Source organism: Kitasatospora sp. NPDC085879, assembly GCF_040686255.1.
Lineage (GTDB): Bacteria > Actinomycetota > Actinomycetes > Streptomycetales > Streptomycetaceae > Kitasatospora.
Map to the genome: position 1 here is coordinate 65,175 of NZ_JBFBJZ010000003.1, position 14,725 is coordinate 79,899.

A 14,725-nucleotide genomic window follows, 5' to 3' on the forward strand; every position below is an offset into this window, starting at 1 on the left:
GCGGGTCGTCAGGCGGGCCGGCCGGTGCGCAGGAATCCGGCCAGCAGCTCGTGCAGGACGGCGGCGCCCTCCTCGGCCAGCAGTTCGTGGCCGGCCCCGGCCGCCTCCACGTACCGGAAGTCGGTGCCCTCGGCGCGGCCGAGCCGCAGCAGCTCGTGACGGAGCGTGCGGGACTGCCCGACCGGCACCACCTCGTCCCGGTCGCCGTGCACGATCAGCAGCGGCGCGGTCAGCCGGTGGGCCAGCCGCAGCACGTCGCGCGGCCCGCGGACGTCCTGCGCCTCGGCGGCGCCTCCGAGGCGCTCGCACATCGCCCGCACCGGCTCCGCCGCCTCGGCGAGCAACCGGGCACCGGACAGGAAGGGCGCCACCACCGCGCACCGCGCGAGGTGCCCGGCGGGCGCGTGCGCGGCGGCGAGCAGCGCCAGGAAGCCGCCGTAGCTCACGCCGAAGAGGGCGGGCGGCTCCAGCCCGAGGGCGGCCCGCTGCTCGGCCAGGCCGTCCAGCAGGTGCAGGACGTCGTCGAGGTCCGGGCCGCCCCAGGCGCCGTGCACGGCCGCCTCGTGCGCGGGCCCGTAGCCCGTCGAGCCGCGCTGGTTGGGGGCGACCACGGCGGTGCCGCGGCCGGCCATCCGCTGCAGCGCCGGGTCGAACTCCAGCCGCCAGGCATCGGCCGGGCCGCCGTGCAGCGCCAGCACCAGGTGCGGGGCGGCCAGCCAGGAGTCCCCGCCGTACACCACGGCCTCCAGCGGGCCGGCCGGGCCGCCGAGGTGCACCGGCCGCGCGGCCTGCCAGCTGCCGCCGTCCCCGGGCTCGGCCGAGCCGTCGACCCGCCAGCCGGGCGGGTGCGCGCCGCCCGGCAGGTCGTCGGGGGCCGCGTGCGGGGCCAGCGGGGCGAGCTGCAGCGGCAGTGGCGGCGGCACGGCGCCCGGGCCGGCGGCGGCGCCGGCCGCCAGCAGGGCGTCCACGTCGAGGGTGGCGAGGGCGGCCGGGCGGTCCGGCGCCGAGTACGGGACGCGCAGGCCGGCCGCCGACCAGTGGCCGGTCTCGCCGAACCGGCCGGGTGGGGCGGGCAGCCGGTCCAGCCGGCCGGCGGAGGGCTGCCAGAGCGCGAGGGCGGTCGCCGCACCGTGGTCGAGCTGCAGGACGACACGCGGATCGGTGCCCCCGCCGGGGGCGAGCGCGATCGGCCGCGGCACCGGGCCGGGCTGGTGCAGGCAGTCCGGGAACCGGACCGGGTCGGAGCCGCCGAGCAGTGCCCAGCCGAGCCGGTCGGCCCCGGGGGCGTCGCTGCGGACGACTCCGAAGCCGCTCGGCGGGTCGAACAGCACCAGCCGGTCGTTGCTGCCCTCGGCGATCTCCAGCAGCGGGGTGACGGCGCCACCGTCGAGATCCAGGACGACGGTGCGCACCGACCCGTCGGCGACCCGGTCCAGGGCCAGCAGCCGGCCCGCGGTGTCCAGCCAGAGGCCGCCGCCGTACATCCCGGGCAGTTCGGCGACCTGGGCGGGCGGTGAACCGTCGGCGGCGATCCGCCAGACCGTGGTGACCGGCCGCCCGTCGGTGCCGAGCGCGACCGCCCCGCCGCCCGGCACCGGCAGCAGCCGGAGCCCCGGCAGCCAGAGCCGGGCCAGCTGCTGCTCGCGCTCCTCCCGGGCGGCCGACAGGACGACGAGGTCGTGCCGCTCGCCGTCGTGCCGGCAGACCAGCACCCGCCCGTCGGACATCGCGACGGGCTGCGAGCGCAGGCTCTCGGTGCGGCCGGCGGGCGGCGGCAGCGGGACGGGCTCCGCGGGGGAGCCGTCCGCGGGCAGCCGCCAGCTCTCGGCGTACCAGCCGCCGTCCGGACCGGCGGCGAGGCAGGCGGCGTGCGAGCCGTCGGCGGCGAAGGTGAACCCGAACCGGCGCAGTGCCTGGGAGGCGGTCCGGGCGACGGTGCTCATCGGTGCGGCTCTCCTGATCCGTACGGGGGCTGGGGCGGGCGGCACGCGGGGTGCGGCCGGGTCAGGTGCCGGGCGGTGCCGGGTCGACCGGGCCCTTCCTCTCGGATCTCGCCGGGCACGCGACGCCCGGCGAGATCCGCAAGGGAGGGCCCAGCGCGGCCGCGGCCCGTTCGGGGGGCCAGCGGTCGGCCGGGTCCTCGGCACAGAGGCCGAGCACGAGCGGGGTGAGCCGGCGGGCGGTCTCGCCCGTCCGGGCGGCCAGCGCCAGCCAGCGGCGCAGCCGGACCGCGGCGGGCGCCGCGGGCGGGGTACCGGCCCGGGCCTCCGGGAACTCCTCGGCGAGCAGCGGGGTGCGGCCGGTGGCGAGCAGGAAGAGGAGCCCGCCGAGGGCGTGGCGGTCGTCGCCGTACGGCCCGCGGCGCAGCGAAACGGCCCCGGGCCGGGGCGCCGGGTAGGGACGGGGGCCGGCCAGCCGCAGTCGGCCGTCCGGGCCCACCAGGACCTGTTCGGCGGAGAGGTCGCACAGCGCCGCCCCCAGGGCGTGCACCCGGGCCATCAGGCCGACCAGGGCGGTGGCGACCGGGCGGGCGTCCGGCCACGGGACGCCGGGGTCGCCGGAGCGGCCCAGCCGTTCGGCGACCCAGTGGTCGAGTGTCGTCCCCTCCGGTCGCGGCCCCGGCGGTGCGGCCAGGCCGGCCGCGGCGAGTGCGGCGGATAACCGCTCGCGCTCCCCGGCCCGCCACCCGGGCCCGGTCGACCCCCTCCCCTCGAAGGGGTCGACCGGCGGTACGGCGAACCCCCGCGCGCCACCACGGAGTTCCGCCTCCACCGGCCGACCGCGCCTCGTCGCGCGGTACGCCGGCGCGGACGGCCGGGCGGTGCGCCGGGGGCTCTCGACGGCGGCCACCGGGCCGCCCTCGCCTCCCCGCCCCTGCGCACCGGCCGCGGCCGTCCGCACGACCCCCAGTGCGGTGCCGTCCGCATCCGGCCCGTCACCGACCGACCCCGCCACCGAGGCCGAACGCAGCGGTGTGCCCGCCCCCATCGCTTCACACCCCTTCGTGTCGACGCCGCGGTTGCCCACTGCTCCTGCACCGCGACCCGGTCGTCCTGGAAGTGACGAGAGCCGCCCGGTACCGGACCTCCCCGGGCCACTCGCCCGGCCCGGGTCGGCGCCCGGCGCCCCTTCCCGACCCCCCAGGTCAGGGCAACTCTCGTTCGCGGAACTGAAGTTACTTTCGTGGTCGGTGTGACTCAACGCAGCCCGGGTCACTTCACTCATAAGGGTGATCCAGATCCGATTCCGGTCGTGCGCGGGCTCCGGAGTGCGACCGGATCGGGCCCGGCGCTCCGGAGCGCGCCCCGTCCGACGTGCGCCGCTGACCGGCCGGCGCTCGTACCGTGCGCCGCCGGGCGCGGGTTGACGTGCAGCTGTGCGGGCTGCCGCGGACCGGTGCGGGACCGGCGCGCCCGCCGGGCGCGGTAGTCTCGACAGGTGCCGAAACTGTCCGACGTGATCGCCGCGCTCGAAGAGCTGTACCCGCCGCAGTGGGCGGAGTCCTGGGACGCCGTCGGGCTGGTCTGCGGCGACCCGGACGCCGAGGTCCGCCGGGTGCTCTTCGCCGTCGACCCGGTGCAGGCGGTCGTGGACGAGGCCGCCGCGTGGGGCGCGGACCTGGTCGTCACCCACCACCCCCTCTACCTGCGCGGCACGACCAGTGTCGCCGCCACCACCTTCAAGGGCCGCGTGGTGCACTCCCTGATCCGGCAGGGCATCGCGCTGCACGTCGCGCACACCAACGCCGACCACGCCGACCCCGGCGTCTCCGACGCCCTCGCCGAGGCGGTCGGGCTGCGCGTCACCGGCCCGCTCGTTCCCGACCCGACCGACCCGGCGGGCCGCCGCGGCGGCGGCCGGATCGGCGTGCTGCCCGAGCCGATGACCCTCGCCGCCTTCGCCGCGCAGGTCGCCGCCGGGCTCCCCGCCACCGCCACCGGCGTCCGGGTCGCCGGCGACCCGCAGCGGACGATCAGCCGGGTCGCCGTCTGCGGCGGCTCCGGTGACAGCTTCTTCGCCGAGGTCCGCGCCGCCGGCGTCGACGCCTACGTCACCGCGGACCTGCGCCACCACCCTGCGTCCGAGGCGTCCGAGGCCGCCCCGGTCGCGCTCGTCGACGCCGCGCACTGGGCCACCGAGTGGCCCTGGCTGAACCTCGCCGCCCAGTCGCTGACCGAGGCGGCCGGCAAGCACGGCTGGGAGCTGGAGACCAAGGTCTCCCACCTGGTCACCGACCCGTGGACGGGGCACGCCCCCATGCCGTACACCGCCTGACACCTGATCGATTCACACAGGAGCTTCCCGCTTGAACGCCGCGCCCGCCGACCAGATCCGCCTGCTCGACCTGCAGGCCATCGACTCCCGCCTGGACCAGCTGGCCCACCGGCGCCGCACCCTGCCCGAGCTCGCCGAGATCGAGAAGGCCGGCGCCGACCACACCGCCCTCAAGGACCTGGTCATCGCCGCCCAGGCCCAGCTCTCCGACACCACCCGCGAGCAGACCAAGGCCGAGCAGGACGTCGAGCAGGTCCGCGCCCGCGCCGCCCGCAACCAGCAGCGGATGGACTCCGGCACCGTCACCTCCCCGAAGGACCTGGAGAACCTCCAGCACGAGACCGGCTCGCTCGCCAAGCGCCAGTCCGACCTGGAGGACGTCGTCCTGGAGGTCATGGAGCGCCTGGAGTCCGCCGAGAGCCGGGTCACCGAGCTGACGGCCCGTCTGCAGCACTCCGACGTCGTCCTCAAGGAGGCCGAGGAGCACCGCGACGCCGCCTGGGCCGAGATCGACGCCGAGGTCGAGAAGACCACCCGCGACCGCGAGACCGTCGCCAAGGTCATCCCCGCCGACCTGCTCAAGCTCTACACCCGGCTGCGCGAGCAGCAGGGCGGCGTCGGCGCGGCCCGCCTCCAGCAGCGCCGCTGCGAGGGCTGCCGGGTCGAGTTCGCCATCACCGACCTCAACGCCATCAAGGCCGAGCCCGCCGACGCGGTCGTCCGCTGCGAGAACTGCGGCCGCATCCTGGTGCGCACCGCCGAGCCGGGCGTCTGATCGGAATGTCCCCCCGCAGGTTCATCGTCGAGGCCGACGGCGGCTCCCGGGGCAACCCGGGGCCGGCCGGCTACGGGGCCGTCGTCCGGGACGCCGACACCGGGGCGATCATCGCCGAGGCCGCCGAGTTCATCGGCCACGCCACCAACAACGTGGCCGAGTACCGCGGCCTGATCGCCGGCCTGCGGGCCGCCCACGGCCTCGACCCGGACGCCCCCGTCGACGTCCGGATGGACTCCAAGCTCGTCGTCGAGCAGATGTCCGGCCGCTGGAAGATCAAGCACCCCGACATGCAGCCGCTGGCCGCCGAGGCCCGCACCGTCTTCCCGCGCGGCCGCGTCACCTACACCTGGATCCCGCGCGAGCGGAACAAGGACGCCGACCGGCTCGCCAACGAAGCCATGGACGCCGGCCGCGCCGGCCGCCAGTGGGAGCCGAAGGCCGCCGCCACCGCCGCGGCAGCCCCGGCGGAGGAGGCACTGCCCGAGCCTGCCGCCCCGCGGGCCGGCTGGGCCGCCCCCGCCGACCTCGGCACCCCCACCACCTTCGTCATGCTCCGGCACGGCGAGACCGCCCTCACCCCGCAGAAGCGCTTCTCGGGCAGCGGCGGCACCGACCCCGAACTCTCCGACAAGGGCCGCTGGCAGGCCGAACGGGTCGCCGAGGCGCTCGCCGCCCGCGGCACCGTCCAGGCCGTCGTCAGCTCCCCGATGCGGCGCACCCGGGAGACTGCCGAGGCCGTCGCCCAGCGGCTCGGACTCGAGGTCCGGATCGAGGACGGCCTACGGGAGCTCGACTTCGGCGCCTGGGAGGGCCTCACCTTCGCCGAGGTCCAGCAGCAGTACCCCGACGACCTGAACACCTGGCTCGCCTCCGCCAAGGCGAAGCCCACCGGCAGCAGCGAGAGCTTCGCCGGCCTCGCCCACCGGACGGGCGTCGCCCGCGACAAGATCCTCGCCCGCCACCCCGGCCGGACGGTCCTCGTCGTCTCCCACGTCAGCCCCATCAAGACCCTCGTCCGGCTCGCCCTCGGGGCCCCGCCCGACGCCGTCTACCGCATGGAGCTCTCCGCGGCCTCCCTCTGCGCCGTCCAGTACTACAGCGACGGCAACGCCTCCCTGCGCCTCCTCAACGACACCAGCCACCTGCGGTAGGCCTGCGCCTGCCAGGGGCACAGGGTCGGCCACACAGGGGCAGGGCCGCCCCTGGGCGTTCTCTCAGTGGATCTCGTTGACCACGACGTCGAGCTGCCAGGGGCGCCGTACCGTGCCCCGGGCGTGGACCTCGACGCGGTGGCCCAGGGTGGTGAGGGCGTCCACGAGTTCGCCGGGGGTGGCCGGGTCGGCGCCCGCGTTCAGCAGGTCGCGGACCAGCCGTCCCTTGGTGGCCTTGTTGAAGTGGCTGACCACCGACCGCTTCAGCTCGCCGCCGACCTCGCGCTCGTGCAGCACCCGCACCGTCGCCGTCCGCCCCGCCACCTCCCCTGCCGGCTTCCACGCCGCCGCGTACGCGGAACTCCGCAGGTCGAGCACCAGCCCCTCGCCCGCCGCCGCCGGCAGGACGTCCGCGGTGGCGGCCCGCCAGTACGCGCCGAGTGCGCCGAGCGGCGGCAGCTTCACCCCCATCGAGCACCGGTAGGGCGGGATCCGGTCGTCGATCCGCACCGCTCCCCACAGCCCGGAGAAGACGAGCAGCGAGCGCTCGGCCCGCTCGTACGCCTCCTGGTCGAGCTTGGCGAGGCCGAGGTTGTCGAAGAGCACACCGGTGTACACCTCGCCGGCCGGCAGTGCACCGGCCGTGGGCAGCCCGGCGTTGCGGGCGATCTCGCCGCGCAGCCCCGGGGACAGCCCCAGCACCTCGGCGGCGGTGTCCTCGTCGCCGCGGCAGAGCCCGACGAGTGCGTCGAGCACGGCCCGCCGCGCCGCGGTCAGCCCGGGCAGCGACAGCATGTCCAGGTCGACCGGCGCGCCCTCTGCCGACGCGGCCTTCCCCTCCGAGGGCGGCAACAGGACCAGCACGGCGGCACTCCTCAACACTTTGTGGCAGACGACCCCGCCACTGTACTGGCGTACGCCGCCCCGCCCCGAAGCCGTCCACAGCCGTCCGAAGCCGTCCACAGCCGGAGGCGCGTCAACTCCGGGCCTCGACCACTCACCTGCCCCGACCACCGGACGGGACGCGCCCGACGGGCCCGCCGCCCCCCGCGCCCTTACGCTGCGGTCATGCCGCGTCGTCAACTGAGTGTCCGCACCGCCGACACCGCCCGGATCAACACCGAGCTCGCCGAGCTGCGCAGCCGGCTGGAGATCCGCACCGACTGGCCCGCCGAGGTGCTCGCCGAGGCGGACCGCGCGGCCGCCGTCCCCCGGCTGCCCGACACCGACGCCACCGACCTCGAACTCTTCACCCTCGACCCGCCGGACTCCCTGGACCTCGACCAGGCCATGCACCTGGCCCGCCGGGACGGCGGCTACCGGGTGCACTACGCCATCGCCGACGTCGCCGCCTTCGTCCTCCCGGGCGGGGTCGTGGAGACCGAGGCCCTGCGCCGGGTGCAGACCCTCTACTTCCCCGACATCCGGGTGCCGCTGCACCCGCCCCGGATCTCGGAGGGCGCAGCCAGCCTGCTGCCCGGCCGGCTGCGCCCCGCCGCGCTCTGGCAGATCGACCTCGACGCGGACGGCGCCGTGGTGCTCGCCGACGTCCGCCGCGCCCAGGTCCGCTCCCGCCGCAGACTCGACTACGCCGGCGTCCAGGCCGCCCTCGACGCCGGCGAGGCCGACGAGCAGCTGCGACTGCTCGCCGAGATCGGACGGCTCCGCGAGCAGCAGGAGGCCGCCCGCGGCGGCATCAGCCTGCCCGTCCCCGAGCAGGAGGTCGAACCGGTCGACGGCGGCTACCGCCTCGCCTACCGCACGCCGCGCCCCGCCGACGCCTGGAACGCGCAGATCTCCCTGCTCACCGGGCTGGCCGCGGCCGACCTCATGCTGGACGCCGGCATCGGCCTGCTCCGCACCCTGCCCGCCGCCCCCGAGGCCGCCTACGCCCGGCTGCGCCGGGTCGCCCGCGCACTTGGCGTCGACTGGCCCGCCGCCGTGTCCTACCCCGAGCTGATCCGCTCACTCGACCCCGCCGACGCCCGCAACGCCGCCTTCCTGGAGGAGTGCACCGGCCTGCTGCGCGGCGCCGGATACCACGCCTTCGACTCCGGTCAGGGGGTGCCGCCGCCCGCAGACCCCGGCCATGCCGCGCTGGCCGCGCCGTACGCGCACTGCACCGCGCCGCTGCGCCGGCTGGCCGACCGGTACGCCCAGGAGATCTGCCTGGCGGTGGCCGGCGGCACCGACGTGCCCGGCTGGGTGCGCGAGGAACTGCTCGGTGTGCCCGAGGTGATGGAGCGCGGGGACCGGCGGGCCCACGAGGTCGAGCGGGCCTGCGTCGACCTGATCGAGGCCGAGGTGCTGCGCGGCCGCGAGGGCGAGGACTTCGACGCCGTGGTGATCGACGTCGACGAGCGGCGCCCCGCCCACGGCACCGTGCAACTCGCCGAGCCCGCCGTCGTGGCCAAGTGCGACGGCGACGGGGTCGGACTGCCGCTCGGCGAACGCATCCGCGTCCGTCTCACCAGCGCCGACCCCGCCACCCGAACCGTCCGCTTCGCACCCGTGTGAGCCGCCCGCATGTCCCTGAGCCGACCCGTTCCCCCGCCGCCGCCCGGCCCCGGCTGTGACGGCCCCGCCACCGCTCCGCCCGCCCCTGCCGCCGACCGGCGGCGCCGCCTGCTGGTGCTGGCGGTCTGCTGCCTCAGCCTGTTCATCGTCAGCCTCGACACCACCGTGGTGAACGTCGCGCTGCCGGCCGTCCAGCACGACCTGGGCGCGCCCGCCTCCGGCCTGCAATGGGTCATCGACGCCTACACCCTGGTGCTCGCCGCGCTGCTGATGCTCTCCGGCTCGGTCGCCGACCGGGTCGGGCGGCGGCGGATCTTCCTGATCGGCCTGCTGGTCTTCGTCCTCGGCTCGCTGCTGTGCAGCCTCGCCCCCGGCCTCGGCTGGCTGATCGCCTTCCGCAGCCTGCAGGCGGTCGGCGGCTCGATGCTCAACCCGGTCGCGATGTCGATCATCACCAACACCTTCACCGCCCCGCGCGAGCGCGCCCAGGCGATCGGCGTCTGGGGCGGCGTGGTCGGCATCTCCATGGCGCTCGGCCCGCTGATCGGCGGCTTCCTGGTGGACAGCGCCGGCTGGCCGGCGATCTTCCTGGTCAACGTGCCGATCGGCCTCGCCGCCTTCGTGCTGACCGTGCGGTACGTGCCCGAGTCCCGCTCGCCGCGGCCGCGCCGGCTCGACCCGGTCGGCCAACTGCTCATGCTGCTGCTGCTCGGCTGCGGCACCGCCGCGATCATCGAGGGCCCGGGGCACGGCTGGACGTCCCCGCTGATCCTCGCCCTCGCCGGGGTGGCGCTGGCCGCCCTCGTGCTGCTGCCGCTGTGGGAGTCGCGGGTGAGCGAGCCGCTGATCGACCCGCGGTTCTTCGCCAGCGTGCCGTTCAGCGGTGCCACCGTCACCGCGGTCTGCGCCTTCGCCTCGCTCGGCGGATTCCTCTTCCTCAATGCGCTCTACCTGCAGGACGTCCGCGGCTACGACCCGGTCGAGGCCGGGCTGTTCACCCTGCCGATGGCCGTGATGATGCTGGTCTTCGCGCCGGTCTCCGGGCGGATCGTCGGGCGGTCTGGGCCGCGGATGCCGATGGTCTGCGCGGGCATCGCGCTGGCCGCCAGCGGGCTGCTGCTCACCCGGGTCGAGGTGGACTCACCACCGGCCCTCGTCCTCGGCGCCTACGCGCTGTTCGGTCTCGGCTTCGGGCTGGTGAACGCGCCGATCACCAACTCGGCGGTCTCCGGGATGCCGCTCGCCCAGGCCGGGGTGGCGGCCGCCGTCGCCTCCACCAGCCGCTCGGTCGGCCAGTCGCTCGGGGTCGCGGTGATCGGCACCGTGGTCACCTCCGCGCTGGTCGCGCCGGTCGCCACCGGCTTCGCGGAGGCCAGCCACGCCGGCTGGTGGATCGTCACCGGGCTCGGCCTCGCCATCATCGGCCTCGGTCTGGTCACCACGACGCCGCGGGCCGCCGCGAGCGCCGCCGGGGTCGCCGCCCGGCTGGATCCGGGCCGGGCCGGTGTGCCGGGCGGTGCCCCCGAGCGGCTACGATGACCACTACGGCGGACGAGCCGGCCGGGCGGTCGCGACGGGTCCCTCACGGGGCCTGCCGAGGAACGTCCGGGCTCCACAGAGCAGGGTGGTGGGTAACGCCCACCCGGGGTGACCCGCGGGACAGTGCCACAGAAAACAGACCGCCCACCGCTTCGGCGGCGGGTAAGGGTGAAACGGTGGTGTAAGAGACCACCAGCGACCGAGGTGACTCGGCCGGCTCGGTAAACCCCACCTGGAGCAAGGTCAAGATCGGTGCCCCTCGGGGCGCCGTGCGCGGATGTTCGAGGGCTGCTCGCCCGAGTCCGCGGGTGGACCGCACGAGGCTGTCGGCAACGGCAGCCCTAGATGGATGGCCGCCTCCCCGGGCCGCGCAAGCAACCCGGGAGACAGAACCCGGCGTACAGGCCGCCTCGTCCGCTGCCCCAGCCGAGGGAAGGCCCTCCGCACCTGCGTCGTCGCAGGAGCGGAGGGCCTTCTTCGCGTCAGAGGCCCTCCACGGCGGTTCAGGCGCGTTCGGCGTCGTGGGCGGCGACGGCGGCGGTGATGCGCAGCAGGTCGGCGGGGCGGGCGGGGTCGAGGCCGGTGAGGGCGGCGATGCGGCGCAGGCGGTAGTCGACGGTGTTGGGGTGGAGGTGGAGCGCGCTCGCGGTGTGGCGGCGGTTGAGGCCGCCGTCCAGGTGGGTGCGGAGGGTGGTGAGCAGGTCGCCCGCATGCTGCAGGGGGTCGATGAGGGCGGCGAGACGGGGTCTGGCGTGGCCGGGTCTGCTGAGCTGGTACTCGAGCAGCAGGTCGTCGAGCCGGTAGAGCCCGGGCGGGCGGCCGAAGACCCGGGCCACGTCGAGGACTTCGTAGGCGAGTGCCGCGGCGGCGGCGACCGCCGAGGGCTCGGCGGCGGCCGCGCCGGCCAGCACCGGCGCGCCGGCGGCCCGCGCGGTGGCGGCTACGGTGTCCGCGAGGCGGTGCCAATCGGCGGCGGGCAGGGCGGTGGGGCGGGTGTCGAGCGGGACGAGGACCAGGCCGCCGTCGGCGGCGAGCACCGAGAGGGCGCCGTGCCGGGTGCGGTGGTCGAGTTCGGCGCGCAGACGGCGGAGTTTGCGGCGGCCTGCGACCGTGCGGTCGACACCGTCGGCGTGTTCGTCGGGGTGGTCGGCGACGGCGAGGGCGAGGACGGCGTAGCCGGGCGGCAGTCGTAGTCCGGCCCGGGCTGCGGCCTCGTCCGCGGGGGCGCCGTCGAGGAGGGCGCCGATCAGGGCGTGCCGGGCGGCGTGCCGTTCGTCGACCATGGTGCGGCGTTCCTCGAAGTAGCCGGCGCCGGCCGCGGCGGTGACCTGGCGGAGGTGGTCGAGCAGCAGCCGGTGGAGGACGAGGAGCCCCGCGGTGTCGCCGTCGCCGGCCTGCCGGGTCATCCACTCCCAGCAGACCTCCAGCCCGATGTGGTGGGCGAGCAGGACGGCGTCCAGCGGCAGGCCCTCCTCGGCGCGCCGGGCGGCGGTCTCGCGGACGGTGGCGAACTCCTCGTCGGGGGCGGTCCGGCCGGTGCGGACGGCCCGGGCGAGGGTGCGGATCCGGCGCTCGGCGGTGCGGGCGAGTTCGCCGTCGACCTGTTCGCGGGGCAGCCGCCGGTAGGTGGGCAGCCGGTCCAGCAGGGCGGCGAGCACCGCCTGGACGAGTTCCGGCAGGGCGGCGAGCAGCCGCTGGTCCGCGGGGACCCCGCCGATCGTCGGGGCGTGCCAACCCGTGACCTGCGCGGGGGAGTTGTGACCGGTCACAGAAATCACCGTCCAGGTCTGGGGAACGCACTGGGGCCGGTCCGGTGCGGCGCCCCCATCATGGAGGCACTCCGGGTTACCTGTTGGTAACAAACTTCTGGTGTGGAGGCAACAGTTGAGAACCCCACTTCTCTGCTTCTCCGCAAGACCCGTCCGCCGCAGGCTCGTCGGCGCCCTGGGATCGGCCCTGCTGGCGGCCGCCCTGCTCGGCGGGGGCGCCCCCGCCGCCCTCGCCGCCGACAGCTCCTCCGCCGCGTCCGCCGCCACCCCGCCCGACGGCGACACCGTGGCCTCGCCGCCCGGCGCCAACGACTGGAACTGCCGCCCCACGGCGGCCCACCCCAATCCGGTCGTCCTGGTGCACGGCACCTTCGCCAACCGCTTCGAGAACTGGCTGGTGCTCTCGCCGCTGCTGAAGAGCAAGGGCTACTGCGTCTTCGCCCTCGAATACGGCACCGTGCCCGGCGTCACCTCCTCCGGCAGCGGGCTGCTGCTGCCGATCGGCGGGCTCGGCCCGGCCGCCGAGTCCGCGGCCCAACTCGGCCGGTTCGTCGACCTGGTGAGGTCGTACACCGGTGCGGCCAAGGTGGACATCGTCGGCCATTCGCAGGGCGGCATGATCCCGAACTACTACCTGAAGTTCCTCGGCGGTGCGAGCAAGGTCGACAAGCTGGTCGCGCTGGCGCCGTCCAACCACGGCACCACGCTCTCCGGGATCGCCAACCTCGCGCCCTATCTGCCCGGTGTGGCGGACCTGATCTACACCGCCTGCCCGGCCTGCAAGGACCAGGTGGTCGGCTCGGCGTTCAACCAGAAGCTCTCCTCGCTGCCGGACACCGTGCCCGGGGTGCGCTACACGGTGATCTCCACCGTCTTCGACGAGGTGGTCACCCCGTACCGGACGCAGTTCCTCAGCGGGCCGAACGTCACCAACATCACCATCCAGGACAGCTGCCTGATCGACCTGTCCGAGCACGTCCTGGTGGCCTTCGACCCGACCTCGCTGCACCACGTGACCAACGCGCTCGACCCGGCCCACGCCACCTACGTGGGCTGCGGCTGAGCCGTTCCCGGCGGGCCGCCCCACCGGCCCGCCCGCGGTGCCCGCACCGGCCGTGCGCCGGTGCGGGCACCCGCGCGTCCGGCTCAGGGCGCGGTGGCCGCGGCGAGGATGCGGTCGCGCAGCGGGGTGAGCCGGCTGCCGCTGAAGCCGTGGTAGACGGCGTTGGTGAGCAGCACGGCGTACCGGCCGCGCCCGGGGGAGAGGTACAGGCTGGTGCCGGTGTAGCCGTGGTGGTAGGCGGCGCCGGTGTCGGCGAGCAGCCAGCCGAGGCCCCGGGAGCGGCCTGCCTCGACGGCGATCTGCGGCCGCAGGCTGGCGGTCAGCCACGGGTCCTCCGCGGTCAGCAGGTGTTCGGCGAACGCGGCGAGGTCGGCGGCGGTGGAGAACACCCCGGCGTGGCCGGCGATCCCGTTCAGCAGTGCGGCGTTGGGGTCGTGCGGGATGCCCCAGGTGCGGGGTGCGCCGCGCAGCCGCTGCTCGGTGGGAGCCACCGCGGGGGAGCGTCGGACTGGCCCGAACTCGGTCTCGTCCATGCCGAGTTCGCGCCAATAGCGGTCGGCGAGGGTGTCCAGCGGGGTCTCGTGGGCGGCGGCGAGCAGCAGGCCCAGCAGGACGTATCCCCGGTTGATGTAACGGTGTTCGGTGCCGGGTGTGGCCACCAGCTGTTCGGCGCAGAGGAGTTCGGCGAGCGGGCGGTCGAGGTGCAGATAGCGGTCGAGGCGGGTCTCGGGCTGCAGTCCGGCACTGTGTGCGAGCAGTTGCCGTACGGTCAACCAGCCACCGGGAGCTGGTAGTTGTGGGAAGCGGCTACGCAGCGGCTCGTCCAGGTCGAGCCGGCCGGCGGCGAGGGCGCGGCCGGTGAGCGCCCAGGTGACGGTGATCTTGGTGAGGGAGGCGAGGTCGTAGCGGGTGCGGTCGTCCGGCACCGCGGGGCCGCACTCGGGGGCGACGGTGCCGCGGGCGATCACGGTGCGGCCGACCGCGGCCGTGGTGTCGGCGGTACCGAGGACGAGGACGCCGCCGGGGACGCCCCGGTCCAGGACGGCGTGGTCGAGGGCGTCGGCGAGGGCGGCCGCGGCCGCGGGTGTCCAGGGAGTGGTGGTCACGTGCGTCCTCCGTTCCCGGTGGAGCGGATCCGGTCGTACGGGTGGTACCCGCGCGAGGACCTCCGCTCCCCGATCACGGTGCACCGGGGCCGCGCCGGGCCCGACGGACCGGCAGGCGCTAGCCCTGGACGGCCGACAGCTCCTCCAGGGCGCGCAGCGCCCGTTCGGCGTCGGCGGCCGGGACGAACAGGTGGTCGTGGTGGAAGCCGGCGGCGACGTTGCAGCTGATGCCGTGGTCGGCGAGCGCGGTGGCGACCGCGGCGGTGAGGCCGACCGCCTCCAGGGCGGAGTGGATCCGCAGGGTGATCCAGCCGGCGATGTACTCGTAGCGCAACCCGAGCGAGTCCGCCTCCTCCTGCGGCACCACGACCGTGACACCCTCCGCCTCGGCGACGGTGACCACCGGGCGCAGGCCGGGCGGCACCTTCCCGGGGAGGGTGCAGTACACGTACCGTCCCGGATTCAGTACGGGTCGCAGCCCGGCGAGCAGGGCGGTGAGGTCTCGTTCGGCGGCCATGGCGCCACCG

12 protein-coding genes and 1 other RNA gene are annotated in these 14,725 nt (G+C 75.8%); 7 read left to right on the forward strand and 6 right to left on the reverse strand.

Annotated features, from left to right (window positions below; translation table 11 throughout):
• Positions 1-8 precede the first annotated feature (8 nt).
• A complete protein-coding gene (locus AB0P35_RS03515; protein WP_363505917.1) occupies positions 9-1,943 on the reverse strand; it encodes an alpha/beta fold hydrolase in 1,935 nt (644 codons plus the stop codon).
• Positions 1,944-2,004: 61 nt separating this feature from the next.
• Positions 2,005-2,988 (reverse strand): hypothetical protein, encoded by a 984-nt coding sequence (locus AB0P35_RS03520; protein ID WP_363505920.1) that lies wholly within the window; start codon positions 2,986-2,988, stop codon positions 2,005-2,007.
• Positions 2,989-3,438: 450 nt separating this feature from the next.
• Between AB0P35_RS03520 and AB0P35_RS03525 the strand changes: the two genes are divergently transcribed.
• The 3 genes from AB0P35_RS03525 to AB0P35_RS03535 are packed head-to-tail and all read left to right on the forward strand — an operon-like array spanning position 3,439 to position 6,204.
• The gene (locus AB0P35_RS03525; protein WP_095875081.1) at positions 3,439-4,275 is read left to right on the forward strand and encodes a Nif3-like dinuclear metal center hexameric protein; all 837 of its coding nucleotides are present in this window, start codon (positions 3,439-3,441) and stop codon (positions 4,273-4,275) included.
• A 31-nt stretch (positions 4,276-4,306) separates the two neighbouring features.
• Positions 4,307-5,050 carry a C4-type zinc ribbon domain-containing protein gene (locus AB0P35_RS03530; RefSeq protein WP_363505923.1) on the forward strand — a complete coding sequence of 248 codons (744 nt, stop codon included), beginning with the start codon at positions 4,307-4,309 and terminating at the stop codon, positions 5,048-5,050.
• Positions 5,051-5,055: 5 nt separating this feature from the next.
• Positions 5,056-6,204 carry a bifunctional RNase H/acid phosphatase gene (locus tag AB0P35_RS03535; RefSeq protein WP_363505926.1) on the forward strand — a complete coding sequence of 383 codons (1,149 nt, stop codon included), beginning with the start codon at positions 5,056-5,058 and terminating at the stop codon, positions 6,202-6,204.
• Positions 6,205-6,267: 63 nt separating this feature from the next.
• Here AB0P35_RS03535 and yaaA read toward each other — a convergent pair whose 3' ends face one another.
• The gene (gene yaaA, locus AB0P35_RS03540) at positions 6,268-7,068 is read right to left on the reverse strand and encodes a peroxide stress protein YaaA (RefSeq protein WP_363505929.1); all 801 of its coding nucleotides are present in this window, start codon (positions 7,066-7,068) and stop codon (positions 6,268-6,270) included.
• 204 nt (positions 7,069-7,272) lie between these two features.
• Here yaaA and AB0P35_RS03545 point away from each other — a divergent pair, with 204 nt between their 5' ends.
• From AB0P35_RS03545 to rnpB, 3 genes are all read left to right on the forward strand, one after another.
• Positions 7,273-8,721: an RNB domain-containing ribonuclease gene (locus tag AB0P35_RS03545; RefSeq protein ID WP_363505932.1), complete on the forward strand. Its 1,449-nt coding sequence runs from the start codon at positions 7,273-7,275 to the stop codon at positions 8,719-8,721.
• A 9-nt stretch (positions 8,722-8,730) separates the two neighbouring features.
• Positions 8,731-10,260 carry an MFS transporter gene (locus tag AB0P35_RS03550; protein ID WP_363505935.1) on the forward strand — a complete coding sequence of 510 codons (1,530 nt, stop codon included), beginning with the start codon at positions 8,731-8,733 and terminating at the stop codon, positions 10,258-10,260.
• A 13-nt stretch (positions 10,261-10,273) separates the two neighbouring features.
• Positions 10,274-10,677, forward strand: an RNA gene (gene rnpB, locus AB0P35_RS03555) — RNase P RNA component class A.
• 86 nt (positions 10,678-10,763) lie between these two features.
• Here the strand turns inward: rnpB and AB0P35_RS03560 are convergent.
• A complete protein-coding gene (locus AB0P35_RS03560; RefSeq protein WP_363505938.1) occupies positions 10,764-12,029 on the reverse strand; it encodes a helix-turn-helix domain-containing protein in 1,266 nt (421 codons plus the stop codon).
• Positions 12,030-12,144: 115 nt separating this feature from the next.
• On the opposite strand from AB0P35_RS03560, the gene AB0P35_RS03565 reads away from it, so the two are divergent.
• The gene (locus AB0P35_RS03565; RefSeq protein ID WP_363505941.1) at positions 12,145-13,092 is read left to right on the forward strand and encodes an alpha/beta fold hydrolase; all 948 of its coding nucleotides are present in this window, start codon (positions 12,145-12,147) and stop codon (positions 13,090-13,092) included.
• A gap of 83 nt (positions 13,093-13,175) precedes the next feature.
• Here AB0P35_RS03565 and AB0P35_RS03570 read toward each other — a convergent pair whose 3' ends face one another.
• Both AB0P35_RS03570 and AB0P35_RS03575 read right to left on the reverse strand, forming a co-directional pair.
• Positions 13,176-14,198, reverse strand: a complete 1,023-nt coding sequence (locus AB0P35_RS03570; protein WP_363505944.1) for a serine hydrolase domain-containing protein — start codon at positions 14,196-14,198, stop codon at positions 13,176-13,178.
• Positions 14,199-14,316: 118 nt separating this feature from the next.
• Positions 14,317-14,715, reverse strand: coding sequence for an ACT domain-containing protein (locus tag AB0P35_RS03575; RefSeq protein WP_363505947.1), 399 nt, complete (start codon positions 14,713-14,715; stop codon positions 14,317-14,319).
• Positions 14,716-14,725 lie beyond the last annotated feature (10 nt).